Here is a 25,072-nt window from a genome sequence, read left to right on the forward strand (position 1 = left end):
CTACGATTGCATGTCAGGTTTTTGACATTCAAGCGACAGCTTAGCCGCCGGTTGTTCCAAATGTTTGAAGGCATCTGACATGAATGCTCTCGTCACGGCAGCGGTCCTGTGCCTGGTCGGCATGTCGACCGCTTTTGCCATGCATGCCACCCCCCGTGCGACGGCCCAGGGCCAGGGTGTGCAAGGCCAATATATCGTGATCCGCGATACGCCACGTCCGTCGCGGCCGAAGCCGGCGCATGCCCACTACGGGCCGGTCGCTTTTTTCGGTTCGAGCGCCTATGCGCAGCCCGGCGATCCCGACTACGCCCGCTAGAAACGCGCATTGATCCACTTCGCCACATAGTCGAACAGGTTTCTCATCGTATTCGAATACTGGCCCTTGGTGGTCTCACAGGCCGTGCAGGGCGTGAACCCGTGCGTCGCGCCCTCGATGACCACATAATCCTTGTCCTTGGTCTTGGCCTCGTCGAAGGTCATTTCGTTGTCGCGCACGAAATTGGCGCCGCCCATGGCCGCATACATCTGCGGAACGCTGATCACGCGAACAGCGCAGACCGTCGAATTGTTGCTTGAACACTGGTCGATGCCATCGAGCGAATTGGTCGAGCGGATGGCATTGGCGCTGAGGAACGAATTGATGCTGTAGACCTTCGTGCCGGTATCGAAGGCACGGTTGGTTTCGCGCGAACGCGGATCGGGTGCGGCCACCGAGGCGATGATCCTGGTTTCGATCGTCCCGTCGTTGCGCAGCAATTTCTCCGGCCGCACCGTGCTCATGATGCTGGCGATCTGCGGGTCGAGCACATGCAGCGAGCCAGTGCCGCCTGGTCCGCCCACCGGATTGCCGGCCATGGGCACGACGAAAATATCGTTGTCGCGGGTGAGATATTTGCCCTCCGCCATGCGCGCCTTGATCGCCAGCGCCTTGTCGATGAGCTTGTTCATGCGCGTTGATTGGGCAATGAAATAGCGCTTCTGGAAATCTTCCGAATAGATCGAGCGGCCGTTGGGATTGTAGCCGTTCTTGGGATCGAAGGGATCGAGCGAAGGGTCGATCTCGCCGGTCTCCTCGTTGATGACCGATCCGTTGAAGCCGCGCAAGGTCGTCATCGGATAGCCGGGGTGGGCATCGGCGAAGACGAGGCCATCGGCTGGCGGCAGGTTTGTAAGTTCGTCACCACATTTCGTCAGCCGCTGCGGGTCCTTGCAGAAACCGACGCCGTTCTCGGCGACCGCCTGATAGAACGCCATTGTCGGCGCGCCGCCGCTGTGGCCAAACAAGAGCACCTTCTCTATGCCCGGCTGTCGCTTGAGGAATTCAACGCCGGCTTTGACATCGAGCGCCGTCTGTTCCCAGACGACACGCACTTCATTGTTGTCGAACCGCGAGTTCATGCACAGCACGGCAAAGCCGCGCTTGGGGAGTTCGGTGCAGGCGGGGTGCGAAAGGAAATTGACCGTTCGATGCATCACCAGCACGCCGACGCGCGCGGTGCCCTGATCGGGCTTGTAGTAGACGCCCTTGGCCGGGCCGAGGGGATAATAGACCGGATGGCTCTTTGCCAACGCGACACTGGCACCCAAGGGCGCGGCAAAGGTTGCGACGAGGCCGATCAGGCCAGATTTGAACGTGCCGGCAAACATGCTGTCCTCCCAACTCTTCGTGGCGCGACCGAAGACGCGTCTTTTTGAGTCGGAACCTGCGCTGTTTCACGCGGCATTTCAATGTTGGGCGTGGCCCACGCGAAGGGCAGGCGGCGCTTACTCCGCCGCCTGCTTGCTCACCTTCTCGTTCTTCTCAGCGGCCGCGATGGGCCGGCGCGCCAGCACCTCCTTGAGGAACCGGCCGGTGTGCGAACGCGGATTCTTGACGATATCCTCGGGCGGGCCGGTGGCGACGATTTCGCCGCCGCCGTCGCCGCCCTCGGGACCAAGGTCGATCACCCAGTCGGCCGTCTTGATCACTTCGAGATTGTGCTCGATGACAACGACCGTATTGCCCTGATCGACCAGCTCGTGCAGCACTTCCAGAAGTTTCTTGACGTCGTGGAAATGCAGGCCGGTGGTCGGCTCGTCGAGGATATAGAGCGTGCGTCCGGTCGAGCGGCGCGACAATTCCTTCGATAGTTTGACGCGTTGCGCTTCGCCGCCCGAGAGCGTCGTCGCCTGCTGGCCGACCTTAATATAATCGAGGCCGACGCGTGCCAAGGTCTCCATCTTCTCGCGGATCGTCGGCACCGCCTTGAACACCTGGCGGGCTTCCTCGACGGTCATGTCGAGCACGTCGGCGATGCTGCGCTCGCGATATTTCACTTCCAGGGTCTCGCGATCGTAGCGCTTGCCCTTGCACACGTCGCAGGTGACATAGACGTCGGGCAGGAAGTGCATTTCGATCTTGATGACGCCGTCGCCCTGGCAGGCTTCGCAGCGCCCGCCCTTGACGTTGAAGGAGAAGCGGCCCGGCTGATAGCCGCGCGCCTTGGCTTCCGGCAGGCCGGCGAACCATTCGCGGATCGGCGTGAAGGCGCCCGTATAGGTTGCCGGATTGGAACGCGGCGTGCGCCCGATCGGCGACTGGTCGATGTCGATCACCTTGTCGAGATGTTCGATGCCCTCGATTTTGTCATGCGGCGCCGGATGTTCCAGCGCGCCGTTGAGCTTGCGCGCCACGGCTTTGTACAGCGTGTCGATGATCAAAGTCGACTTGCCGCCGCCAGACACGCCGGTGATGCAGGTGAACGTGCCGAGCGGGATTTCCGCATCGACATTCTTCAGATTGTTGCCGCGCGCGCCGACCACTTTCAGCTTGCGCCCCGGCTGCGGCTTACGCCTTGCGCGGGGCACCATCACCGATTTGCGGCCGGTGAGATAATCGCCGGTCAGCGATTTTGGATCGTTGAGGATGTGCTCGGGCGTGCCTTCCGAGACGATGCGGCCGCCATGGATGCCAGCGCCTGGGCCGACATCGACCACATAGTCGGCCGTCAGAATGGCGTCCTCGTCATGTTCGACGACGATGACCGTATTGCCGAGGTCGCGCAGTCGGCGCAACGTGTCGAGCAGTCGTGCATTGTCGCGCTGATGCAGGCCGATCGACGGTTCGTCGAGCACATAGAGCACGCCCGTCAGGCCTGAGCCGATCTGCGAGGCCAGGCGAATGCGCTGGCTCTCGCCGCCCGACAGCGAGCCCGCGTTGCGCGCCAAAGTCAGATAGTCGAGACCGACGTCGACCAGGAAGATCAGCCGTTCGCGGATTTCCTTGAGGATGCGCCCGGCGATCTCGTTGCGCTTTTTGTCGAGATGCTGCGGCAGGTCCATGGCCCATTGCGCCGCATGGCGCACGGAGAGCTGGGCGATCTCGCCGATATGCTTGCCGTCGATCTTCACGGCGAGCGCTTCCGGTTTTAGGCGATGGCCTTCGCAGGCCGCGCACGGCGTGTCGGCCATGTAGCGGCCGATTTCCTCGCGCGCCCATTCGCTTTCGGTTTCGAGATAGCGGCGCTCCAGATTGCGCACCACGCCTTCGAACGGCTTCTTCACCTGATAGGAACGCAGCCCGTCGTCATAGGCGAATTTGACCTCGTCTTCGCCTGAGCCGAACAGGATGACGTCGCGCGCCTTCTTCGACAGATTGTCCCACGGCTCGTCGAGGCGGAACTTGTAGTGCTTGCTCAGCGCTTCCAGGGTCTGGAGATAATAAGGCGATGACGACTTGGCCCAGGGCGCGATGGCACCCTTGCGCAACGTCACCTTGCCGTCCGGCACCACCAGATCGGAATCGATCTTCTGTTCGAAGCCGAGGCCGGAACAGACCGGGCAGGCACCAAAGGGATTGTTGAACGAGAACAGCCGCGGTTCGATCTCGGGGATGGTGAAGCCGGAGACCGGACAGGCGAATTTCGACGAGAACAGGATGCGCTTCGGCTCGCCCTTGGCGTCCTTCTCGTCGGCGAATTCGACCACGGCGATACCGTCGGCGAGTTCCAGCGCCGTTTCGATGGATTCGGCCAGGCGCGCGGCAATGTCCGGCCGCACGACGATGCGGTCCACCACCACGTCGATCTCGTGCTTGAACTTCTTGTCGAGCGTCGGCGCGTCGGCGATCTCGTAATAGGTGCCGTTGACTTTGAGGCGCTGGAAGCCGCGCTTCATATATTCGGCGATCTCCTTGCGGAATTCGCCCTTGCGTCCCCGTACCACCGGCGCCAGCAGATAGAGCCGCGATTTTTCCGGCAGCGCCAGCACCCGGTCGACCATCTGGCTCACCGTCTGGCTTTCGATCGGCAGGCCCGTCGCCGGCGAATAGGGAATGCCGACGCGCGCCCACAGCAGACGCATATAATCGTGAATCTCGGTCACCGTGCCGACGGTGGAGCGCGGATTCTTCGACGTGGTCTTCTGTTCGATGGAAATAGCGGGCGACAGGCCGTCGATCTGGTCGACGTCCGGCTTCTGCATCATCTCCAGGAATTGCCGGGCATAGGCCGACAACGATTCCACATAACGCCGTTGGCCCTCGGCATAGATCGTGTCGAAGGCGAGCGACGACTTGCCCGAGCCCGACAGACCGGTGAACACCACCAGCTTGTCGCGCGGAATGGTCAGGTCGACGTTCTTGAGATTGTGCTCGCGCGCGCCGCGCACGGTGATCGAGCGCATGTCAACGGGAGCGGCCACTGTTCGGCCGAGGCCGGGCAGGGACGGTGTTTTGGCAGCAGGGGCAGCCGATTGGGATTTCGGGCTGCGCGCGGTTTTGGCGCGCGGCTTAGCGTCTTTCATGGGGCGGTCCGGCGGATAGGGTTCCGTGAATGTAGGCTGCAGCTTGGGCAATGCCATGTCGCATCCAAAGTCGCGGCCCAGATATTCACAAGCTTCCCTATATAGGTGCTCGTTTCTGTCAGTGCTTGCAACGCGGATACGAATAGACTAGAACAAATATAGAACATTGATCCGGAACTGTCGAGCGCTGTGGACAACGGGCTTCGGCATCCAGGCGGCGCTCACGGCCGGCCCCCGGACAGTTTACGACAGGGGTTTATGGCGGGCCGTTGAACGGCGCCGCCGGGAGCGGGATGCGAAGGCTTGAGCCGATTGATGCCCCGTTCCGATGATACGAGCAGATGAGTTTCATGACTTTGGATCGCCCGAGATCCACATCGTCGTGACCTAGGCAATGGAGAGCGTTATGGCGGGCAGCGTCAACAAGGTCATTCTGATCGGCAATCTTGGCCGTGATCCGGAAGTGCGGCGCACCGGCAATGGAGATCCGGTCGTCAATTTTTCCATCGCCACGACGGAATCCTGGCGCGACAAAGCCACCGGCGAGCGCAAGGACCGGACCGAATGGCACAACATCGTCATTTTCAATGAGGCCCTGGGCAAGATCGCCGAGCAATATTGCAAGAAGGGCACGAAGGTTTATCTCGAGGGCCAATTGCAGACCCGCGAATACACCGACAAGGACGGCAATCAGCGCAAGTCGACGGAAGTCGTGCTGCAACGTTTCCGCGGTGAGTTGACCTTGCTCGACAGCCGTCGCGACAGCGAAGGCGGCGGTTCTTATGGCGGCGGCAGCGGCGGCGATTTCGGCCGTTCCTCGCCGATGGAACAGCGCCGCGTCTCCTCGGGCGGCGGTGGCGGTGGTGGCGGCAGCCGCGCTCCGGCGCCGATCGACGACGACATTCCGTTCTAGTCGCCCGTTCGATCGCGGCGCCGCGCCCCCATGATCGTCGAGAAACGCGTCTTTGAACTGCCGCGCCTCGAGACGGTCGGTGGCGCCACGATCCGCGATGTGCGGGTCGGCTATGAGACCTATGGCACGCTGAACGCCGATCGTTCCAATGCGATCCTCGTCTGCCATTATTTCTCCGGCACCAGCCATGCCGCCGGGCGCTACCGCGAAAGCGATGTTCTGCCCGGCTATTGGGACTATCTGATCGGTCCCGGCAAGGCGATCGACACCGATCGCTATTTCGTCGTTTCCAGCGACACCTTGGTCAATCTCAGCGCCTACGATCCGGCGGTGACGACGACAGGGCCGGCAAGCACCGATCCGGCCACCGGCAAGCCCTATGGCCTGTCGTTTCCCTTCGTCACCATTGCCGACTTCGTTCGGGTGCAGAAAGCGCTGCTCGACCATCTCGGCATCGCCCATCTGCATGCGGTGATGGGGCCGTCCATGGGCGGTTTGCAGACCTATGAATGGGCGGCGAGCTTCCCGGACATCATGGACCGCATCATCCCGGTGATCGCGGCCGCCGATTCCGGCCCCTGGTTGACCGCCTGGCTCGATGTCTGGGCCTCGCCCATCCGTGTCGACCCGAACTGGAACGGCGGCGACTATTATGGCCGCCAGCCGCCGCTTCAGGGCCTCACCCAGGCGCTGAAGATCGTCACCCTGCATGCCAATCACTGGCACTGGGCGGAGAAATACATCGGCCCACGCTGGGCGCAGGAGGCGCGCGATCCCCTGGCCGCCCTCGACAATCGCTATCGCATCGAAGAGGTGCTGGAGGAGGCCGCTGCCGGCCGTGCCGCCGTTTCCGACGCCAATCACTTCCTCTATCTGGTCAAGGCCAACCAGAGCTTCATTCCGGGCCGTGGTGCGGGCGCCACGAGCGCCGCAGAAGGCCTCAAGCGCATCAAGGCCCGCGCCTTGGTGCTCTATGCGCCCAGCGATCAGGTCTTCTCCGCCGAGTGGGTCGAGCGCACGGCCAAGACCATCGCCGCCAACGGCACGTCCGTCGAAACGGCTCAGATCGAGGGCGATTTCGGGCATCTGAACGGCGTTCTGGGGCTGGGCAAATTGGGCCCTCAAATCGCGGAATTCCTCGCCCGTTAGAGGCTTCCGGGCGCGGCTTTTTCGCCTTCATTTTTGTCGGCTGTAACACATTGAATTATTTAATATAAATCGAGCCGAAAGCGAGGCTTGAAATTGGCTTTTCGCGGCTGTTTCGGATAGATTGCGCTATTCGATTCTCAGTCCTTGGACCAACCCCGCTTTGGCCGATCCTAACGACCCGCAAGATCCGACCGGCGCCGACCAGCCCGGTTCCGACATTCGTCCCGTTTCCATCGTCGACGAGATGCAACGCAGCTATCTCGATTACGCCATGAGCGTGATCGTCAGTCGCGCGCTGCCCGACGTGCGCGACGGCTTGAAGCCCGTGCATCGCCGCATTCTCTACACGATGTATGAGAACGGCTTTACGCCCGACAAGCCGCACAAGAAATCGGCGCGCGTCACCGGCGACACGATGGGTAAATACCATCCGCACGGCAACCTCGCGATCTACGATGCCTTGGTGCGCCTGGCGCAGCCGTTCTCGATGCGTCTGCCTCTCATCGACGGCCAGGGCAATTTCGGCTCGGTCGACGGCGACAAGGCGGCAGCCGAACGTTACACCGAGGCGCGCCTCGACAAGTCGGCGCTGCCGCTGCTCGACGATCTCGACAAGGACACGGTCGACTTCACCCTGAACTATTCGGGCGAATTCGAAGAGCCGGTGGTTCTGCCGGCCAAATATCCCAATCTGCTCGTCAACGGTGCCGGCGGTATCGCCGTCGGCATGGCGACGAACATTCCGCCGCACAATCTTGGCGAAGTCATCGACGGCGTGCTGGCGATGATGGAAAAGCCGCAGATCACCATCGACGAGCTGATCGAAATCATTCCCGGTCCCGATTTCCCGACCGGCGGTTCGATCCTCGGGCGTGGCGGCATCCGCTCGGCCTATCACCTCGGTCGCGGTTCGATCCTGGTGCGCGGCAAATATCACGTCGAGGAACTGCGCCGCGAACGCGAAGCCATCATCTTCACCGAGATTCCCTATCAGGTGAACAAGGCGGCGCTGATCGAGAAGATCGCCGAACTGGTGCGCGAGAAGCGCATCGAAGGTATTTCCGATCTGCGCGACGAATCCGACCGCGACGGCATGCGCGTTGTCATCGAGATCAAGCGCGATGCGGTGGCCGAGGTGGTGCTGAACCAACTCTGGCGCTACACGCAATTGCAGTCGACCTTCGGCGCCAACATGATCGCTTTGAATGGCGGTCGTCCGGAGACGCTGAACCTCTCCGACTTCCTGCGCGCCTTCCTCGACTTCCGCGAGGAGGTCGTCACCCGCCGCACGAAGTTCCTGCTCGGCAAGGCGCGCGACAGCGCCCATGTGCAGGTCGGTCTCGCGATCGCGGTCGCCAATATCGACGAGGTCATCCGCCTCATTCGGACCTCGCCCGATGCGGCGACGGCGCGCGAAGCCTTGATGGGCCGCGACTGGCCGGCGCGTGACATGGCGCCGTTGATCGAACTGATTGCTGATCCGAACCATGCGATGAATGCCGACGGCACTTATCGCCTGTCGGAAACGCAAGCGCGCGCCATTCTCGAATTGCGCCTGCAACGCTTGACTGCGCTTGGCCGTGACGAGATCGCCGAGGCCTTGAACAAGTTGGCGGTGGAAATCGCCGATTATCTCGATATCCTGCGTTCGCGCGGCCGCGTGATGACCATCATCCGCGAGGAGCTTGAGGAAGTCCGCAAGAACTTTGCCACACCGCGCCGCACCAACATCCTCGAAACCGATGCGGATATGGAGGATGAAGACCTGATCCAGCGCGAGGAGATGGTCGTCACCGTTTCCCACGCCGGTTATGTCAAGCGCGTGCCGCTGTCGGCCTATCGGGCACAGCGGCGCGGCGGCAAGGGCCGGTCCGGCATGCAGACGCGCGAAGAAGATTTCGTGCATCGCATGTTTGTCTCCTCGACCCATCAGCCGGTGCTGTTCTTCTCCTCGCTCGGTCAGGCCTACAAGGAAAAGGTGTGGCGTCTGCCGCTGTCGGCGCCGCAGGCGCGCGGCAAGGCTCTGGTCAACATCCTGCCGCTTGATCAGGGCGAACGCATCACCACCATCATGCCGCTCCCTGAGGATGAGGACAGCTGGGACAAGTACGACGTCATGTTCGCCACCACCCGTGGGACCGTGCGTCGCAACAAGCTCAGCGACTTCGCCCAGGTCAATCGCGCCGGCAAGATCGCCATGAAGATCGACGAGGGCGAGGCCATCGTCGACGTGAAGATCTGTTCGGAGGACGACGACGTTCTGCTGACCACCGCCAAGGGCCAGTGCATTCGCTTCCAGGTGGGCGACGTGCGCGTGTTCAAGGGCCGTGACTCCATGGGCGTGCGGGGCATCAATCTGGCCGATGGCGATGTCGTCATCTCGCTGGAAATCCTGCGCCACGTCGATGTCAGCGCCGACGAACGCGCGGCTTTTCTGCGCATGCGCCGCGCCGTTGCCGGCGAAACCGAGGAGGCTGCGGAAGCGGCCGAACCGGCGGAGAACGGCGAGGCCGAAGAAACCACCGGCGCGCTCACTCTGTCGCAAGAACGCTACGTGGAACTGTCAGCGCTCGAAGAGGTCATCCTGACCGTTTCGTCGCGCGGTTACGGCAAGCGCACCTCGTCCTATGAATATCGTACGGCGGGACGCGGCGGTAAGGGCATCGCTGCCATGGCGGTCAATGCCCGTAACGGCGATCTCGTTGCCTCGCTCACCGTCGCCGAAAGCGATCAGATCATGCTCGTCACCGACGGCGGTCAGCTCATTCGTTGTCCGGTCGAAGGCATTCGCATCGCCGGTCGCGCCACACAGGGCGTCATCGTCTTCCGCACCGACGAGAGCGAGAAAGTCGTCTCGGTCGAGCGTATCGGCGAAGACGGCGAGGACGAGGGCGAAACGGGCGCTGCCGACGCGGACGCCGGTTCGGAATAATGGCTGTCGCGGATGCTGGATTCGATCTCGTCATCTTCGACTGCGATGGCGTGCTGATCAATTCGGAAGAGATCGCCAGTCATGTCTGCGCCGAGGCGGTAGCCGAACTCGGCCTAATCATGACGCCCTACGATTATGCCAGCCGGTATGCTGGCATGCCGGTGGCGGAAGCCTGGCGCCGTGTCGAAGCCGATAGCGGCAGGCCGCTGCCGGAAGGTTTTCGCGATAGGGTCGACACGGAAATCCGCCGCCGCTTCGATATCGAGCTGGCGGCGATCGACGGCATGGCGGACGTCTTGCGCGAGAGTCCGCATCCGCGCTGCGTTGCTTCGTCGACCCGTTTGCCGCTGTTGCAAAAGAACCTGACCAAGACGGGCCTGATCGATTTCTTCGCGCCCGGTGTTTTCTCGGTCACGCAAGTGAAGCGCGGCAAGCCGGCGCCGGACGTGTTTCTTTATGCCGCCTCACAGATGGGTGCCGATCCCTCGCGCTGCATCGTGGTCGAGGATTCCGTTGCTGGTGTCAGCGCCGGCCGGCGGGCCGGCATGGAGGTGATCGGCTTCATGGGCGGTGGGCACTCCTCGCCCTCTATCAAGGCCTCGCTGGAACAAGCCGGCGCCCGCCGCATCGCAGCGAATGCTGGCGCCCTCAGGTCTCTCCTGGCCTGATCATCACATTCACGTGTGAGCACCGCGCGGCGCTTGTTGGCCCCGCGAGGGACGATAGGCTTGTTTCATTCGTCCTGGGGAGGGCGACGGAGGGGCTATCATGGACTTCAAAATCGCGGCAACGTCGGCTGCCATTTCACTCTGTGCGTTGGCAGGCAGCGCCCAGGCGCAGACTTCGGTGCTGATCAGCCAACGCAATTTGTCCTTCGATGCCGCGCTGCAAGCTGCGACGACGGCTCTCGAAACCTGCCGCAAGAATGGCTTTCGCGTCACGGTCACCGTGCTCGATCGCGGCGGCCGCACGCGCGTCGTTCTGCACGATGACAATGTCAGCCCGCATACTTTGGAGAACAGCCTGCGCAAAGCCTACACGTCGCTGACTTTCCGCATCCCATCTGGCGATATGGGCAAGCGCATCGCGGCCAATCCGACGGCGACAAGCCCGTTGCTATTAGACAAAGTGACCTCGGCCCAAGGCGCGCTGCCGATCAAGGCCGGCGCCGATATCGTCGGCTCCATCGGTGTTTCCGGGGCGCCGGGGGGCGACAAGGATGAGGTCTGCGCCCAAACCGGAATCGACAAGATCGCAGCCGGGCTCAATTGATCTTCCATAGCGTTTCACAGCTCGACTGAATCGAGCGTCGTGAAGACGCGTCCAAATAAGGGGATTTAGGCAAAATCACGTTTCTACCGAAACGTGATTTGCTCTAGCGCGCGCCGGCTTTCGTCAGAATATCGACCATGGCTGTATAGCCGCGCCGCCGCGCATGAGCGAGCGGGGTGACGCCCTGTCGATCGGCGATATCGGGGTTGGCGCCCGCCTGCATGAGCGCGCGCAGCGTCGCTTGATGGCGCGGGCCGCCGTTGCCGAGCACGATCGATTCCATCAAGGCGGTCCAGCCGAGATTGTTAACGTGGTCGAGCGGCGCGCCGGCGGCGATCAGCAGGCGCACCACCTCTTCGTGGCCGAGATGAGCGGCGGCGATCAATGCCGTGCCGTCATAGACGCTGGTGATCAGTTTTGCCGAGGCGCCGCTGTCGAGCAGGATTTTCAAGGTCTGCGGATCGTCGGCGACGGCCGCGACGGTCACGGCATCATATTTCTGTTGGTCCAATGCGGCGGTGTTGGCCCCCGCCGCCAGCAAGGCTTTGATGGCGGCGTGCTGTTTGCGGAACGTCGCGACAATCAGCGCCGTGCGGCCGTTACTGTCGCGCAGCTCCCGTTGCTCCGGATTGCCGGCCAGTTGGCTGATGGCGCTGGTATCGCCCTGGGCGGCGGCAGCCATGAGCCCGCGATAGCCAAGTAATTCCTGCTCACTGGGCGGGATCTGGGCCTGGGCCGCCCCGCCGAGCAGGCTAGCGACGATGATCAGCCAAATCCGCATGAATCCCCCCGAAAATCGCCCCGTAAAGCGTCGCATCCACCCTTGCGCCCTCTGGGCAGCAAGGTAGTCTGCCGGCCATGACTCGCATAGCGCTCTACACCGGATCCTTCGATCCTATCACGAATGGCCATCTCGACGTGCTGCGCGCCGGCGCCGTCTGCTGCGACAAGATCATTGTCGCCATCGGCATCAATCCCGGCAAAACGCCGCTTTTCTCGGTCGAGGAAAAGGCCGCGCTGATTATCGAGACGACCCGTGATATCGCTGCCAAAACCGGGTGCCAGATTGAAACCGCCACGTTCACCGGCCTGGCCGTGACGGCGGCGCGGGACAAGGGCGCCACCATTCTGCTGCGCGGCCTGCGTGACGGCACCGATCTGGACTATGAAATGCAGATGGCGGGCATGAATGCCCAAATGGCCCCTGACGTTCAGACCGTATTCCTGCCGGCTTCGCCCGCAGTCCGCCATATTACCGCGACATTGGTGCGTCAGATCGCTTCCATGGGCGGTGATATCTCAAGCTTCACGCCGCCCGCGGTCGCCAAAGCGCTGAAGGCCAAATTCGCCGCGCGCTGATCGCCCGGCCGCTCCGTTTCGTTCACAAGGGAACATTCATGAAGATCGATCGTCGTCAATTTACGCTCGCCACGCTGGCCACGGCCACGGCTTCCTCGGCCTTTGCGCAAGCAGCTTCGGCCCAAGCGAGCGATCCTGACAATACGGTGTTCCTGGATTTGAAGGACGGGCGCGTCGTCATTCGTCTGCGTCCCGATCTCGCGCCCAAACACGTGGCGCAGATCAAGACCCTGGTGAAGCAAGGCTTCTACGACGGTATCGTTTTCCATCGCGTCATCGACGGCTTCATGGCGCAGACCGGCGATCCGACAGGCACAGGCACCGGCAAGTCCAGCCTGCCCAACATCCCCGCCGAATTCACCGCGACGCCGTTCAAGCGTGGCACACTTGGCATGGCCCGGTCGCAATTGCCGGATTCGGCCAATTCGCAGTTCTTCATCTGCTTCGGCGACGCCTCGTTCTTGAACAACCAATATACTGTGTTCGGCGAAGTGGTGTCCGGCATGGAATTCGTCGACAAGATCAAGAAGGGATCTTCGTCGCAAAACGGTCAAGTGACGAGCCCGGACAAGATTGTGCGCATGCGCATGGCTTCGGACGCCAAATAGTCCGAATAGGGTAAGTCGTCCGCGTAGGAGAGTGTCATGGTGTGGCGTCGCATGGCCTTTACGGGAGCTATCGCGGCGCTCGCCATGATGCCGACGCAAGAGCTGTCGGCCCAATATTATTATCAGCGTCACTACGGTCAGATTCCTTCGCCGAGCAAACATCTGGGCGAAATCCGTCCGAACCAGAAATGGCTCGGCAAGCTGCGCGGACCGCAGGGCTATCTCACCCCGCCGGTTTCGACCGTCATCCCGCCTGTCGGCGGCGGTTTCGTCATGCAGGCGCAAAAGCCGCAGCAGGGGATGCCGGCCGCGCCGGACGACCAGGATGGACTGCATACGGCGCGTGAAATTCCCGACCGTATTCTGTCTTGCTGGACGCCGCCCGCCAACCCGCTCAGCGACCTGGAAGTGACTGTCCGCATGAGCTTTTCGCGCAGCGGCTCGATTATTGGCGAACCCCGCATTACCTATGTGAAGGCGGGCAGGGACGAGGTGCTGCGCGATGCCGTGCGCTCCTCGATCCTGACGGCGGTGCGCGCTTGCACACCGCTGAGGTTTACCCCCGCCTTTGGAAAGGCTATTGCGGGGCGCAGTTTCGCCATTCGCTTCATTGCGCCGGCCGCCAAGAAGCCTGTGAATTCCATTTAAGCCCACCGAGGAGACAGTATGTCTGACGAAGGAAATACCCTGACGCTTGAAACGACCAAAGGCCCGGTCGTCATCCGCATGCGTCCTGATCTCGCGCCCAACCATGTCGAGCACATCAAGAAGCTCGTCGGCGAAGGCTTCTATGACGGCATCGTTTTCCATCGCGTCATCGATGGCTTCATGGCGCAGACCGGCTGCCCGCACGGCACCGGCACCGGCGGTTCGAAATATCCGAACCTGAAAGCCGAGTTCAACAGCGAGCCGCACGTGCGCGGCATCTGCTCGATGGCGCGTGCGCAGAATCCGGATTCGGCCAATTCGCAGTTCTTCATCGTGTTCGACGATGCCCGCTTCCTCGACCGTCAATACACGGTGTGGGGCGAGGTCACCTCCGGTATGGAGAATGTCGATAAGATCAAGCGCGGCGAGCCTGTGCGCGATCCCGACAAGATCATCTCGGCCAAGATGAGCTGAATTTAGTCCGAACTTTTGGATTAGTCTGATCGGCCGGATGTCCGCATCCGGCCGTGATCCGTTTAAGGAAGCGTCTCTTGCGTGTCGATCTGTTCGACTTCGATCTTCCCGAAGATCGCATCGCTCTGCGGCCGGCCGAGCCGCGCGATAGTGCGCGGATGCTCGTCGTCGAACCGGATGCGCCGCTGAGCGATTATATCGTCCGTGATCTGCCGACCTTTCTGCGACCCGGCGACGTCGTGGTCGTGAACGATACGAAGGTTATTCCGGCGCGCCTGAGTGGCATCCGTGTGCGCGGCGAGGCGGTCGCGCGGATAGAGGCGACCTTGCACAAACGCGAAGGCGACAACCGCTGGCGCGCCTTCGTTCGTCCGGCCAAGAAACTCAATGTCGGCGAACGCATCCGTTTCGGCGACGGTTCCGAAAGCATGGCCTGCCTGCTTGCCAGTCTCGATGCCGAAGTGATCGAGAAAGGCGAGGGTGGCGAGGCGCTGTTGGAATTCGCGCTGACGGGCGCGGCGCTCGACGATGCGATCGTCAATCTCGGCACCATGCCGCTGCCGCCTTATATCGCCTCCAAACGTGGCGAAGACGCGCATGATGCCGGCGACTATCAAACTTTGTTTGCGCGTGAGAGCGGTGCCGTGGCGGCGCCTACGGCAGGGTTGCATTTTACGCCTGCGCTTGTCGCGGCGCTCGAAGCACGCGGCGTGACGATCCACAAGGTGACCTTGCACGTGGGGGCAGGGACCTTCCTGCCCGTGAAGGCCGATGACACCAGCGAACACCGGATGCATGCCGAATATGGCGTCATCACCGCTGAAGTGGCTGAGGCCCTCAACAAGGCCCGCCGTGCCGGTGGCCGCCTGCTGGCGATCGGCACGACCAGCCTGCGCATTCTCGAAACGGCGGTGGACGAGCAGGGCATCATCCACCCGATCGGCAAGGATACGTCGATCTTCATCACGCCAGGCTATCGCTTCCGCGCCATCGACATGCTGCTGACCAATTTCCACTTGCCGCGCTCGACCCTGTTCATGCTGGTCTCCGCTTTCGGCGGCCTGGCGGCGATGAAGGCCGCTTATGCCCATGCCATCGCGACGGGCTATCGCTTCTACAGCTATGGCGACTGCTGCCTGTTGACGCGCGCGGCCGATCCGACCAAGACCATGCTCTCATGAGCAACGGTTTTTCTTTCGTCATCGCCAAGACGCAAGGCGCGGCCCGCACCGGCCGGATCATCATGCCGCGCGGCGAAATCCGCACGCCGGCCTTCATGCCGGTCGGCACGGCCGCCACCGTCAAGGCGATGTATCCGCAGCAGGTGCGCGAACTGGGCGCCGACATCGTGCTCGGCAATGTCTATCACCTGATGTTGCGGCCGGGTGCCGAGCGCGTCGCCGAATTCGGCGGCCTGCATCGCTTCATGAATTGGCCTTATCCGATCCTCACCGATTCCGGCGGCTTCCAGGTGATGTCGCTCGCCAAGCTGCGCAAGCTCGACGAGAACGGCGTCACCTTCCAGTCGCATATCGATGGCTCGCGGCATTTGCTGACGCCGGAACGGTCGATGGAAATCCAGCATCTGCTGGGCTCCAACATCCAGATGCAATTCGACGAATGCGTCAAACTGCCGGCTTCCGATGAAGAGACCGAGCGCGCCATGCGTCTGTCGCTGCGCTGGGCTGAACGCTCCCGGAAAGCCTTTCGCGGCGGCGTGGGCCATGCCGCCTTCGGTATCGTGCAGGGCGGTGCCAACAAGGCGTTGCGCATCGAAAGCGCGCGGGCACTGGCGGACATGGATTTCCATGGCCTGGCCATCGGCGGTCTGGCGGTCGGCGAGCCGCAGGATGTCATGCTGGACATGATCGAAACGGTCGAGCCGCATCTACCGAGCGCCAAGCCGCGCTATCTGATGGGCGTTGGCACGCCTGACGATCTGATGAAGAGCGTGGCGCGCGGCGTCGATATGTTCGATTGCGTCATGCCGACAAGAGCCGGCCGCCATGGTCAGGCGTTCACGAGCTTCGGCAAGCTCAATCTGCGCAACGCCAAATATGCGACCGACCAGCGGCCGCTCGATGAAAATTCGCCCAGCTCCGCCGGGCGCGATTACACGCGCGCCTATCTGCACCATCTGGTGAAATCCGAGGAAATCCTCGCCATGATGCTGCTGACCTGGAACAACCTCGCCTATTACCAGCAATTGATGGCGGGCATGCGCGCGGCGATCGCTACCGGCGATCTGGCCGATTATTGCGATGGCGTTCGCGAGGGATGGGCGCGGGGCACGGAGGCGGTTGAGTAAAACGCCGAGGGGTAACGTTACCGGGTTCCCTAAAAACAAAAGCAAGGTTCACAGGGGCCAGCCCGCGAAACCTTGCTGTTCAGTTCCTTTTTGGACCTGCCGTATCCATCATGCGGCCCCGGAGGAGGTCGCAGCGCGTTTTACCAGCGCGGGCTTTGCAGCAGGCTCCCTCCCGAGACTCGGTAATTGCGACTACCGGTTTTTCCGGCAGCGGCCTCCTTTTGGATTGGCGCCGCGAAGCTAACCAAACTGCGACCACGTGTCACGTGAATTCAGTAGTTACCTATCGATTTTTTCGAGATGCCCAACAGTTCGAAAAATATTCGTAAGTCTTTGATATAAATAGCATCTGGCTTTTGGTCTGTCCTGGCGTGGAACGTCGCCCAACATTAAATCGAGAAAATTTTTTGGGAATGCGCCAACAATTCGCCCGTGTCGCATCGCTCTGCTGCCGATACCGTGTGCGCCTCCTGTCGCTGCCCGTTGGATTGCCTGGAAAAGAGCTGCCGTGCTTGTAATTTTTTCCGCAGTGCGATTGGTAGCAAAACCTGAACTGACAGCGGATTTCCGCTCGATTCGTCGCTGCGCTTCAGGGCCTCGAAACGCCACAACTGGAATGCCGAATGCGCCTGTCCCGATATTTTCTGCCGATCCTGCGCGAAACACCCAAGGAAGCGGAAATCGTTTCGCATCGCCTGATGCTGCGTGCCGGCATGATCCGGCAGGAACAGGCAGGCATCTATGCCTGGCTCCCGATTGGCCTGCGCGTTCTCAACAAGATCACCGCCATCATCCGTGAGGAGCAGAACCGCGCCGGAGCAGTCGAGCTGTTGATGCCGACGATCCAGCCGGCGGAACTGTGGCGCGAGTCCGGCCGCTATGACGACTACGGCAAGGAGATGCTGCGCATCAAGGACCGGCACGAGCGCGACATGCTGTTTGGGCCGACCAACGAGGAAATGATCACCGAGATCTTCCGCGGCTATGTCCGCTCCTACAAGGATCTGCCGCTCAACCTCTATCACATCCAGTGGAAGTTCCGCGACGAGGTGCGGCCACGCTTCGGCGTCATGCGTTCGCGTGAGTTCCTGATGAAGGATGCCTATTCCTTTGACATCGACGTCGAGAGCGCCCGGCACTCCTACAACAAGATGTTTGTCGCCTATCTGCGCACCTTCGCGCGCATGGGCCTGACCGCCATTCCGATGGTCGCCGACACCGGCCCTATCGGCGGCGACCTCAGCCACGAATTCATCATTCTGGCCTCGACCGGCGAGAGCGAAGTGTTCTGCCATAAGGACTATCTGTCGTTCGATCCGCCGCCGGTCGATATCGATTTCGACGACAGGGCCAGCATCCAGGCGATGGTCGACAAATGGCGCTCGCTCTATGCGGCGACCTCCGAGATGCATGACGCCGCCGCTTTCGACGCGTTGCCCGAGGCCGCGAAAGTGTCGGCACGCGGTATCGAAGTCGGCCATATCTTCTATTTCGGCACCAAATATTCGCAGCCCATGCGCGCCGTGGTGAACGGCCCCGATGGCAAGGAAGTGGCCGTGCACGGTGGTTCCTATGGCATCGGTCCATCGCGCCTCGCCGCCGCCATCATCGAGGCCAATCACGATGATGCGGGCATGATCTGGCCCGACACGGTGGCGCCGTTCCACGTCGGCCTCGCCAATCTGAAGGTCGGAGACAAGGCCGTCGATGCGGCTTGTGCCGACCTCTACGAGCGCCTCACCAAGGCCGGTGTCGACACGCTCTATGATGACCGCGACGAACGTCCCGGTGCGAAATTCGCCACCTTCGATCTGATCGGTCTGCCGCAGCAGCTCATCGTCGGCCCCAAGGGCCTGGCCGAGGGCAAGGTGGAGCTGAAGGATCGGCGCAGCGGCGCGCGCGAGACCCTGTCGCCCGACGAAGCCTTCAACAAGCTCACCGCACGGTTTTCTGCATGAACGCACCCGTTGTAGCTCAGGCCGATAGCAATCAGGTGCCGGAATCCGGAACGCGGGCCTTCGCCGCGTTCGAATGGATGCTGGCGCTTCGTTATCTACGCTCGCGCCGGGCCAACGGTTTCGTTTCGGTCATTGCCGGCTTTTCCTTTCTCGGCATCATGCTCGGTGTCGCCACCCTCATCGTCGTCATGTCGGTGATGAACGGCTTCCATATCGAGCTGATGAGCAAGATCATTGGCATCAACGGCCATGTCTTCATGCAGGGCGCCGACACGCCGCTCACCGATTATGACGAGGTGATCGAGCGGGTCTCGAAAGTGCCAGGCGTCAAGGTCGCGCTGCCGATGGTGGAAAGCGCCGCCGGCGTTTCCTCGCCCTATCAGCAATCGGGCGCACTGGTGCGCGGCATCCGCGAGAAGGACATCAAGCAACTGCCGGGTATCGCCGGCAATGTGAAGCTCGGTACATTGGACAATTTCGACACCAGCGAGGGTGTCGCCATCGGCCAAAAGCTCGCCGAAAACCTCAGCGTCCGCGTCGGTGACAAGGTCTCCATTCTCACCGCCCGTGGCGCGCAGACGCCGTTCGGCGTCGCGCCGCGCATCAAATCCTATCCGGTCGTCGCGATTTTCCAGATCGGCGTGTCGGAATTCGACGGCATTTTCGTCTACATGCCGCTCGCCGAGGCGCAGGAGTTTTTCAATCGCGAGGATGAGGCGACGGTCATCGAGGCCTTCGTCGACAATCCCGACGACATGGACAATATGCGCAAGAAGCTCGACGCCGCAGTCGGGCGCCCGATGATCATGACCGATTGGCGCCAGCGCAACCGCTCTTTCTTCGAGGCACTGAAGGTCGAGCGCACGGTGATGTTCTTCATTCTCACGCTCATCGTGATCGTTGCTGCCCTCAATATCATCTCGGGCCTCACCATGCTGGTGAAGGACAAGGGCAGGGCCATCGCCATTCTGCGCACCATGGGCGCGACGCGCGGCGCCATTCTCAGGATATTCCTCATCACCGGTTCGGCGATCGGTATCGTCGGCACTTTGGCCGGCTTCCTGCTCGGTCTCCTGGTCGCGCATAATCTCGAGGCGATCCGCACCGGATTGAACACCATGTTCAATCTCAACATCTTCGATCCGACCTATTATTTCCTGAGCCGGCTGCCCTCCGTCGTAGTGCCGTCGGACGTGATCACCATCGTCACACTGTCGCTCAGCCTGTCTTTGCTGGCGACCATCCTGCCGTCCTGGAGCGCTGCCAAGACGGACCCTGTTGAAGCTTTGCGCTACGAGTGACGCCGTGACCACCACGCCTGCCATGCAACTGCACAAGGTCGAACGTCGCTACGCCCAAGGCGAGGCGACGCTGGACATTTTGCGCGGTGCCGATCTCGGTCTATGGCCCGGCCAGTCGGTGGCGCTGATCGCGCCCTCGGGCGCTGGTAAATCGACCCTGCTGCATCTTGCCGGCCTTCTGGAGCATCCGGACGCCGGCGAAATCTATGTCGGCAATCTGCCGACGGCGCATATGGACGATGCTGAGCGCACGGCGCTGCGCCGCGTCGAGATCGGCTTCGTCTATCAGTTCCACCATCTGCTGCCGGAATTCTCGGCGGTCGAGAACGTCATGCTGCCGCAGATGATCCGTGGCCTCGATAGCGCCGAAGCGCGCAGCCGCTCCGCCGAACTGCTGACGTTCCTGGGGCTCGGCAAGCGTCTCGACCATCGGCCGGGCGCTTTGTCGGGCGGCGAGCAGCAGCGCGTCGCCATCGCGCGTGCCGTCGCCAACACGCCGCGCGTTCTGCTGGCCGATGAGCCGACAGGCAATCTCGATCCGCGCACCGCCGATCTGGTGTTCGGCGCACTGTCGGAAATCGTCCGCGCCTCCGGCCTCGCGGCTCTGGTCGCCACCCACAACATGGAACTGGCCCGCCGCATGGATCGCCGCGTCACCTTGCGTGACGGCTTGCTGGTCGAACTCGACTGAGCCGGGCACACGTCCTTAAACATTGATTAACCATAAGTTTCGCTGAATCGCCCTCTGGGAATTTCGCGGGTTGCATTTACGAGGATGAGAACAAATAATGAACTTACAGTGATCGAAACAAGAAAGGACATGGTCATGCGTACATTTCTGGCCGACACTTTCGAACTCGCAGCCCTTGGTACCTTTGTCGCTCTCATCCTGCTGCTGACCCGCGCGGCGGCGCAGGTATGAGGGCAAATGCCGCTGTTGATGGCGGGAGGGATATGGCCTTCCTGCTCGACGTGGCCGCGGCCTTCCCCGATCATGCGCGGCGCCTCCCTGCGGGGCCCAAGTGAGTCGCCAAGCATCTGGATCGTCGTCGCATATGCAGCCCGAGAACATGCAGAAGATCATCGAGAAAGTGGGTTTCGTGCACTTGCATGTGCACACCTCCTTCTCCCTGCGCGAAGGCGCGTTGACGATCCCCAAACTAATCGACTTCGCCAAGGCCGATGCCATGCCGGCGCTGGCGATCACCGACACGAACAATCTCTTCGGCGCGCTCGAATTTTCCGAGAAGCTTTACAAGGAAGGCATCCAGCCGATCATCGGCTGCCACCTCACCGTCGATTTCGGCGATGCCCGCAATCTTGGTGGGCGTGCCGACGATCCGCGTGCTGGGCGCGGCTCCATCGTCGTGCTGGCGCGCGATGCCGAGGGCTATGCCAATTTGATGCGCATCGTCTCGGCGGCGTGGATCGATCCCTCCGCCGGCGATCTGCCGCATGTGCAGCTGGAAAAGCTGACGGCGCAGGCGCAAGGGCTCATCGCTTTGAGCGGTGGCCCGACGGGTGCCATCGACGGCCTCATCGGTGATGGCCGCGCCGAACATGCCGGTCTGCGCATCGCCGAACTCGAACGGATTTTCGACGGCCGCTTCTATGTTGAATTGCAGCGCCACGGCACGCCGATGGAAAAGCGCGTCGAGCCGGTCCTGCTCGATTTCGCTTTTCGCCGCTCGCTGCCGCTCGTCGCCACCAACGAACCTTATTTCGCCGCCCTGTCCGATCACGAGGCGCACGATGCGCTGCTGTGCATCGCCGATGGCTCGACCACCAGCCAGGCCGGCCGGCGCCAACTCACTGCCGATCATCGCTTCAAGACGCGCGCTGAAATGCGCGGCCTGTTCGCCGATCTGCCGGAATCGCTCAATCATTCCGTCGAGATAGCGCTGCGCTGCAATTATCGCCCGACGACGCGCGGGCCGATCTTGCCGCGCTTCACTACCGAGACGGGCGAACAGCGCGACGAGGTCGAGGAATTGCAGCGCCAGGCGCGCGAAGGTCTGGCAGCCCGGCTCGCCGTTCACGGCATGGCCGACGGCTTCGGCGAAAGCGACTATCAGGAACGGCTCGAATTCGAGCTCAGCGTCATCATCAAGATGAAGTTCCCCGGCTACTTTCTTATCGTCGCCGACTTCATCAAATGGGCTAAGGCGCATGACATTCCGGTCGGCCCGGGCCGTGGTTCGGGCGCCGGCTCCCTGGTCGCCTGGTCGCTGACCATCACCGATCTCGATCCGATGCGGTTCGGCCTGCTGTTCGAGCGCTTCCTCAATCCCGAACGCGTGTCGATGCCCGACTTCGACATCGACTTCTGCCAGTACCGCCGCGACGAAGTGATCCGCTATGTGCGCGAGCGCTATGGCGTCGATCGCGTGGCGCAGATCATCACCTTCGGTTCGTTCCTGGCGCGCGGCGTGATGCGCAACGTCGGCCGCGTTCTCGAAATGCCACTGGGGCAGGTGGATAAGCTCGCCAAACTGGTGCCGCAGAACCCCGCCGCGCCCGTCAGCCTGAAACAGGCGATCGAGTCCGAGCCGCGCCTGCTCGAAGCCATGGAGCAGGACGAGCGCGTCGCCACCATGCTCGACATCGCGCAGAAGCTCGAAGGGCTCTATTCCAACGCCTCGACCCACGCCGCCGGTATCGTCATTGGCGACCGGCCGTTGGTCGAACTCGTGCCGCTTTATCGCGATCCGAAATCGGATATGCCAGCGACCCAGTTCAACATGAAATGGGTCGAGCCGGCGGGCCTGGTCAAATTCGACTTCCTCGGCCTCAAGACGCTGACGACCTTGGCGATCACCGTCGAATTGCTGCGCAAACGCGGCGTCGAGGTCGACATCGCCAAATTGCCGCTCGACGACAAGAAGACCTACGAAATGCTGGGGCGCGGCGAAACGGTCGGCGTGTTCCAGGTGGAAAGCGCCGGCATGCGCAAAGCGTTGACGGAAATGCACGCCGACCGGCTGGAAGACATCATCGCGCTCGTGGCGCTGTATCGCCCAGGCCCGATGGCGAATATCCCGACCTATTGCGCCGTGAAGCTCGGCGAACAGGAAGCCGATTACATCCATCCGAAGATCGAGCCGATCCTGAAGGAGACGTTCGGCGTCATCATCTACCAAGAGCAGGTGATGCAGATCGCGCAGATTCTGTCGGGCTATTCGCTCGGCGAAGCCGATATGCTGCGCCGCGCCATGGGTAAGAAGATCAAGGCGGAGATGGACGCGCAGCGCGATCGTTTCGTGCGCGGCGCGGTTGAGCGCGAGATTCCTAAGCCGAAGGCCAATGAGATTTTCGATCTTCTGGCCAAATTCGCCGACTACGGCTTCAACAAGAGCCACGCTGCCGCCTATGCTTTGATCGCCTATCAAACCGGCTGGTTCAAAGCGAATTATCCGGTCGAATTCCTGGCCGCGTCGATGACGCTGGATAAAGCCAACACGGACAAACTGGCTGAATTCCGCAACGAGGCGCAGCGCCTCGGCATCAAGGTCGAACCACCGTCGATCAATGAATCGGAATCCGATTTCGCCGTGCGCCGCGATGGCAATGGCGAACTTTACATCCGTTACGCGCTTTCGGCGGTGAAGGGTGTCGGCGAAGGCCAGGCCCAGGCGATTGTCGATGCGCGCGGCGAGACGCCGTTCCGCGATTTCGGTGACTTCGCCAACCGCATCGATCCGCGTGCCATCAACCGCAAGGTTCTGGAAAATCTTGGCGCCGCCGGTGCTTTCGATGTCTTCGAGAAAGAACGCGCCCGCGCCATCGCTGCGATCGATACCGTGCTGGCGCAAGCCAACCGCACCCAGGCCGAAGCTCTTGCCGGCCAGTCGGCGCTCTTTGGCGATAGCGCCGCTTCCTTCATCATCCCGAAAGCGCAGCCCTGGCCGCCGTCGGAGCGGTTGCGGCGTGAGTTCGACGCCATCGGCTTTTTCCTCTCAGGCCATCCGCTCGACGATTATCAGCAGGTGCTGGGCCGCCTGCAGGTGCAACGCTGGGCCGATTTCGCCCGCGCGGTGAAGCGCGGCGCGTCCGCCGGCCGCCTCGCGGCCACCGTGCTCGATCGCCAGGAACGGCGCACCAAGTCCGGTTCGAAAATGGGCATCGTCACGCTGTCCGATCCCTCCGGACAATATGAGGCGATCCTGTTCCAGGAAGGTCTCAATCAATATCGCGACTTTCTCGAAAAGGGTTCGGTCGTGATGGTGGCGGTGCAGGCTTCGCTCGAGGGCGAAGACGTGCGCGCCCGCATCGCCACGGTGGAACCGCTCGATCGGGCCGCGAGCAAGGTGCAGAAAGGTCTGCGCATCTTCATGCGCGACGGCGAGCCGCTGGCTTCCGTGGCGCAACGCCTCGGCACCAAGGGCGAGGGCGAAGTGTCCTTCGTGCTGATGCTGGAGCGCGAACGCAGCGAGGTGGAAATCCGCCTGCCGGGCCGCTTCCATGTTTCGCCGCAAATCGCCGGCGCCATCAAGGCGATCCCCGGCATCGTCGCGGTGGAGCATATTTAAACATTGGGGCGGGTGGAGAGCCACCAGCCGTCGCCGGCGCACCAACTCGTATCGTCGGGCGTGCTGTAACGGTGGAGCGAGCGGACGCGATGTCCATCGCCGCGCGTGAAGGCCTGATGCAGGCGCTCGGCTTCCTCCTCCGTGCGCGCTCCTTCGCAGCCGATGAAAGCGACAGGCCCCACCGCGAAGCGCGCATCGAAAGTTTCGTCGGCGCGGCGCATGACGCGCAGCATCATGCCGGTGATCGATCGATCCGGCGTGAGCGGAAAAAGCAGCCGTCCGCCGATGTCCAATGCGTCGAGCCACGCATCCAACGGCCGCGTCGCGCCGGCATTGACATAGATGACGTCGAATTTGGCGCCCAAAGGCTCGGTGCCCGATTGGGCATAGATCGTGACCTGGGAAGAACCGGCGAGATTGATGGCCGCGCGGCTTGCGAGCTTCGGATCGATTTCGAAGGCTGCGACCGACCCCGTCGGTCCAGTCAGCTCGGCGAGAATGGCGGTATAATAGCCCGTTCCAGCTCCGATATGCGCGATGCGTTCTCCGGAGGCAATTTCCAAAGCCGCCAGGCAGCGGGCATGCAGGCGCGGCTCGCCATTGTTGATGGCGCGATCGGCGCGCAGCGCAACCACCGCATTGGTGTAAAGAAAGCACAGATCGTCGGATGGCGTCTCGACATAACCCGTGCCCGTGGACACGTGCCATGGTCCAGGGCCGACGAAACGTTCGCGCGCGACCTTCGCAAAGGCTTCGGTCAAACGTTCGTCAAGGCCTCCGGCGACCAGATTGGCATAATATCTTCGCAAGACAACGGTGCTGACCATGCGGGATCTCCG

The 25,072-nt window shown here is 62.0% G+C and carries 20 protein-coding genes; 16 read left to right on the forward strand and 4 right to left on the reverse strand.

Features of this window, described 5'->3' with window-relative positions:
• Positions 1–79 precede the first annotated feature (79 nt).
• Positions 80–316, forward strand: coding sequence for a hypothetical protein (locus OIM99_RS11190; protein ID WP_311850491.1), 237 nt, complete (start codon positions 80–82; stop codon positions 314–316).
• Here OIM99_RS11190 and OIM99_RS11195 read toward each other — a convergent pair.
• Both OIM99_RS11195 and uvrA read right to left on the reverse strand, forming a co-directional pair.
• Complete coding sequence (locus OIM99_RS11195) at positions 313–1,647, reverse strand: hypothetical protein (protein ID WP_311850492.1); 1,335 nt, start codon at positions 1,645–1,647, stop codon at positions 313–315. The genes OIM99_RS11190 and OIM99_RS11195 overlap by 4 nt on opposite strands.
• A 117-nt stretch (positions 1,648–1,764) precedes the next feature.
• Positions 1,765–4,662 carry an excinuclease ABC subunit UvrA gene (gene uvrA, locus OIM99_RS11200; protein WP_311852252.1) on the reverse strand — a complete coding sequence of 966 codons (2,898 nt, stop codon included), beginning with the start codon at positions 4,660–4,662 and terminating at the stop codon, positions 1,765–1,767.
• A 526-nt stretch (positions 4,663–5,188) separates the two neighbouring features.
• Here uvrA and ssb point away from each other — a divergent pair.
• From ssb to OIM99_RS11225, 5 genes are all read left to right on the forward strand, one after another.
• Positions 5,189–5,695 (forward strand): single-stranded DNA-binding protein, encoded by a 507-nt coding sequence (ssb, locus tag OIM99_RS11205; protein ID WP_311850493.1) that lies wholly within the window; start codon positions 5,189–5,191, stop codon positions 5,693–5,695.
• Between the two features lie 30 nt (positions 5,696–5,725).
• Complete coding sequence (locus tag OIM99_RS11210) at positions 5,726–6,844, forward strand: homoserine O-acetyltransferase (protein WP_311850494.1); 1,119 nt, start codon at positions 5,726–5,728, stop codon at positions 6,842–6,844.
• 160 nt (positions 6,845–7,004) lie between these two features.
• Positions 7,005–9,776 carry a DNA gyrase subunit A gene (gyrA, locus tag OIM99_RS11215; protein WP_311852253.1) on the forward strand — a complete coding sequence of 924 codons (2,772 nt, stop codon included), beginning with the start codon at positions 7,005–7,007 and terminating at the stop codon, positions 9,774–9,776.
• Positions 9,776–10,444 (forward strand): HAD-IA family hydrolase, encoded by a 669-nt coding sequence (locus OIM99_RS11220; RefSeq protein WP_311850495.1) that lies wholly within the window; start codon positions 9,776–9,778, stop codon positions 10,442–10,444. Before gyrA ends, OIM99_RS11220 begins: the two co-directional genes overlap by 1 nt.
• A 100-nt stretch (positions 10,445–10,544) precedes the next feature.
• Positions 10,545–11,048 (forward strand): heme-binding protein, encoded by a 504-nt coding sequence (locus OIM99_RS11225; RefSeq protein ID WP_311850496.1) that lies wholly within the window; start codon positions 10,545–10,547, stop codon positions 11,046–11,048.
• Between the two features lie 103 nt (positions 11,049–11,151).
• On the opposite strand, the gene OIM99_RS11230 is transcribed toward OIM99_RS11225, so the two are convergent.
• A complete protein-coding gene (locus OIM99_RS11230) occupies positions 11,152–11,829 on the reverse strand; it encodes an ankyrin repeat domain-containing protein (RefSeq protein WP_311850497.1) in 678 nt (225 codons plus the stop codon).
• Between the two features lie 77 nt (positions 11,830–11,906).
• Between OIM99_RS11230 and coaD the strand changes: the two genes are divergently transcribed.
• The 10 genes from coaD (at position 11,907) to dnaE (ending at position 24,233) form a co-directional block, all read left to right on the forward strand.
• Complete coding sequence (gene coaD / locus OIM99_RS11235; RefSeq protein WP_311850498.1) at positions 11,907–12,407, forward strand: pantetheine-phosphate adenylyltransferase; 501 nt, start codon at positions 11,907–11,909, stop codon at positions 12,405–12,407.
• Positions 12,408–12,445: 38 nt separating this feature from the next.
• Entirely contained in the window at positions 12,446–13,015 is a 570-nt protein-coding gene (locus OIM99_RS11240) for a peptidylprolyl isomerase (RefSeq protein ID WP_311850499.1), read from the forward strand.
• 36 nt (positions 13,016–13,051) lie between these two features.
• Positions 13,052–13,663: a hypothetical protein gene (locus OIM99_RS11245; RefSeq protein WP_311850500.1), complete on the forward strand. Its 612-nt coding sequence runs from the start codon at positions 13,052–13,054 to the stop codon at positions 13,661–13,663.
• 18 nt (positions 13,664–13,681) lie between these two features.
• Positions 13,682–14,137: a peptidylprolyl isomerase gene (locus OIM99_RS11250; RefSeq protein ID WP_311850501.1), complete on the forward strand. Its 456-nt coding sequence runs from the start codon at positions 13,682–13,684 to the stop codon at positions 14,135–14,137.
• Positions 14,138–14,214: 77 nt separating this feature from the next.
• On the forward strand, positions 14,215–15,318 hold the full coding sequence (gene queA, locus OIM99_RS11255) for a tRNA preQ1(34) S-adenosylmethionine ribosyltransferase-isomerase QueA (RefSeq protein ID WP_311850502.1): 1,104 nt from the start codon (positions 14,215–14,217) through the stop codon (positions 15,316–15,318).
• Positions 15,315–16,445, forward strand: coding sequence for a tRNA guanosine(34) transglycosylase Tgt (tgt, locus tag OIM99_RS11260; protein WP_311850503.1), 1,131 nt, complete (start codon positions 15,315–15,317; stop codon positions 16,443–16,445). Before queA ends, tgt begins: the two co-directional genes overlap by 4 nt.
• A gap of 623 nt (positions 16,446–17,068) precedes the next feature.
• The gene (gene proS / locus OIM99_RS11265; RefSeq protein WP_311850504.1) at positions 17,069–18,403 is read left to right on the forward strand and encodes a proline--tRNA ligase; all 1,335 of its coding nucleotides are present in this window, start codon (positions 17,069–17,071) and stop codon (positions 18,401–18,403) included.
• The gene (locus tag OIM99_RS11270) at positions 18,400–19,704 is read left to right on the forward strand and encodes a lipoprotein-releasing ABC transporter permease subunit (protein ID WP_311850505.1); all 1,305 of its coding nucleotides are present in this window, start codon (positions 18,400–18,402) and stop codon (positions 19,702–19,704) included. Before proS ends, OIM99_RS11270 begins: the two co-directional genes overlap by 4 nt.
• Positions 19,705–19,726: 22 nt before the next feature.
• The gene (locus OIM99_RS11275) at positions 19,727–20,395 is read left to right on the forward strand and encodes an ABC transporter ATP-binding protein (protein ID WP_311852254.1); all 669 of its coding nucleotides are present in this window, start codon (positions 19,727–19,729) and stop codon (positions 20,393–20,395) included.
• A 364-nt stretch (positions 20,396–20,759) separates the two neighbouring features.
• On the forward strand, positions 20,760–24,233 hold the full coding sequence (gene dnaE / locus OIM99_RS11280; RefSeq protein ID WP_311850506.1) for a DNA polymerase III subunit alpha: 3,474 nt from the start codon (positions 20,760–20,762) through the stop codon (positions 24,231–24,233).
• Here the strand turns inward: dnaE and OIM99_RS11285 are convergent.
• Complete coding sequence (locus OIM99_RS11285) at positions 24,230–25,060, reverse strand: hypothetical protein (RefSeq protein WP_311850507.1); 831 nt, start codon at positions 25,058–25,060, stop codon at positions 24,230–24,232. The genes dnaE and OIM99_RS11285 overlap by 4 nt on opposite strands.
• Between the last annotated feature and the right edge of the window lie 12 nt (positions 25,061–25,072).

The sequence above is a fragment of the Methylocella sp. CPCC 101449 genome, assembly GCF_031921685.1.
Lineage (GTDB): Bacteria > Pseudomonadota > Alphaproteobacteria > Rhizobiales > Beijerinckiaceae > Terripilifer.

Bases quoted from the DNA above. Each gene is read 5' to 3' on its own strand.
- ssb (WP_311850493.1), top strand. From the start codon at position 5,189: ATGGCGGGCAGCGTCAACAAGGTCATTCTGATCGGCAATCTTGGCCGT.
- OIM99_RS11275 (WP_311852254.1), top strand. From the start codon at position 19,727: ATGCAACTGCACAAGGTCGAACGTCGCTACGCCCAAGGCGAGGCGACG.
- coaD (WP_311850498.1), top strand. From the start codon at position 11,907: ATGACTCGCATAGCGCTCTACACCGGATCCTTCGATCCTATCACGAAT.
- proS (WP_311850504.1), top strand. From the start codon at position 17,069: ATGCGCCTGTCCCGATATTTTCTGCCGATCCTGCGCGAAACACCCAAG.
- OIM99_RS11285 (WP_311850507.1), bottom strand. From the start codon at position 25,060: ATGGTCAGCACCGTTGTCTTGCGAAGATATTATGCCAATCTGGTCGCC.
- OIM99_RS11270 (WP_311850505.1), top strand. From the start codon at position 18,400: ATGAACGCACCCGTTGTAGCTCAGGCCGATAGCAATCAGGTGCCGGAA.
- OIM99_RS11230 (WP_311850497.1), bottom strand. From the start codon at position 11,829: ATGCGGATTTGGCTGATCATCGTCGCTAGCCTGCTCGGCGGGGCGGCC.
- uvrA (WP_311852252.1), bottom strand. From the start codon at position 4,662: ATGCGCTCGATCACCGTGCGCGGCGCGCGCGAGCACAATCTCAAGAAC.
- OIM99_RS11225 (WP_311850496.1), top strand. From the start codon at position 10,545: ATGGACTTCAAAATCGCGGCAACGTCGGCTGCCATTTCACTCTGTGCG.
- dnaE (WP_311850506.1), top strand. From the start codon at position 20,760: ATGCAGCCCGAGAACATGCAGAAGATCATCGAGAAAGTGGGTTTCGTG.
- OIM99_RS11250 (WP_311850501.1), top strand. From the start codon at position 13,682: ATGTCTGACGAAGGAAATACCCTGACGCTTGAAACGACCAAAGGCCCG.
- OIM99_RS11220 (WP_311850495.1), top strand. From the start codon at position 9,776: ATGGCTGTCGCGGATGCTGGATTCGATCTCGTCATCTTCGACTGCGAT.
- OIM99_RS11245 (WP_311850500.1), top strand. From the start codon at position 13,052: ATGGTGTGGCGTCGCATGGCCTTTACGGGAGCTATCGCGGCGCTCGCC.
- OIM99_RS11195 (WP_311850492.1), bottom strand. From the start codon at position 1,647: ATGTTTGCCGGCACGTTCAAATCTGGCCTGATCGGCCTCGTCGCAACC.
- OIM99_RS11240 (WP_311850499.1), top strand. From the start codon at position 12,446: ATGAAGATCGATCGTCGTCAATTTACGCTCGCCACGCTGGCCACGGCC.
- tgt (WP_311850503.1), top strand. From the start codon at position 15,315: ATGAGCAACGGTTTTTCTTTCGTCATCGCCAAGACGCAAGGCGCGGCC.
- OIM99_RS11190 (WP_311850491.1), top strand. From the start codon at position 80: ATGAATGCTCTCGTCACGGCAGCGGTCCTGTGCCTGGTCGGCATGTCG.
- OIM99_RS11210 (WP_311850494.1), top strand. From the start codon at position 5,726: ATGATCGTCGAGAAACGCGTCTTTGAACTGCCGCGCCTCGAGACGGTC.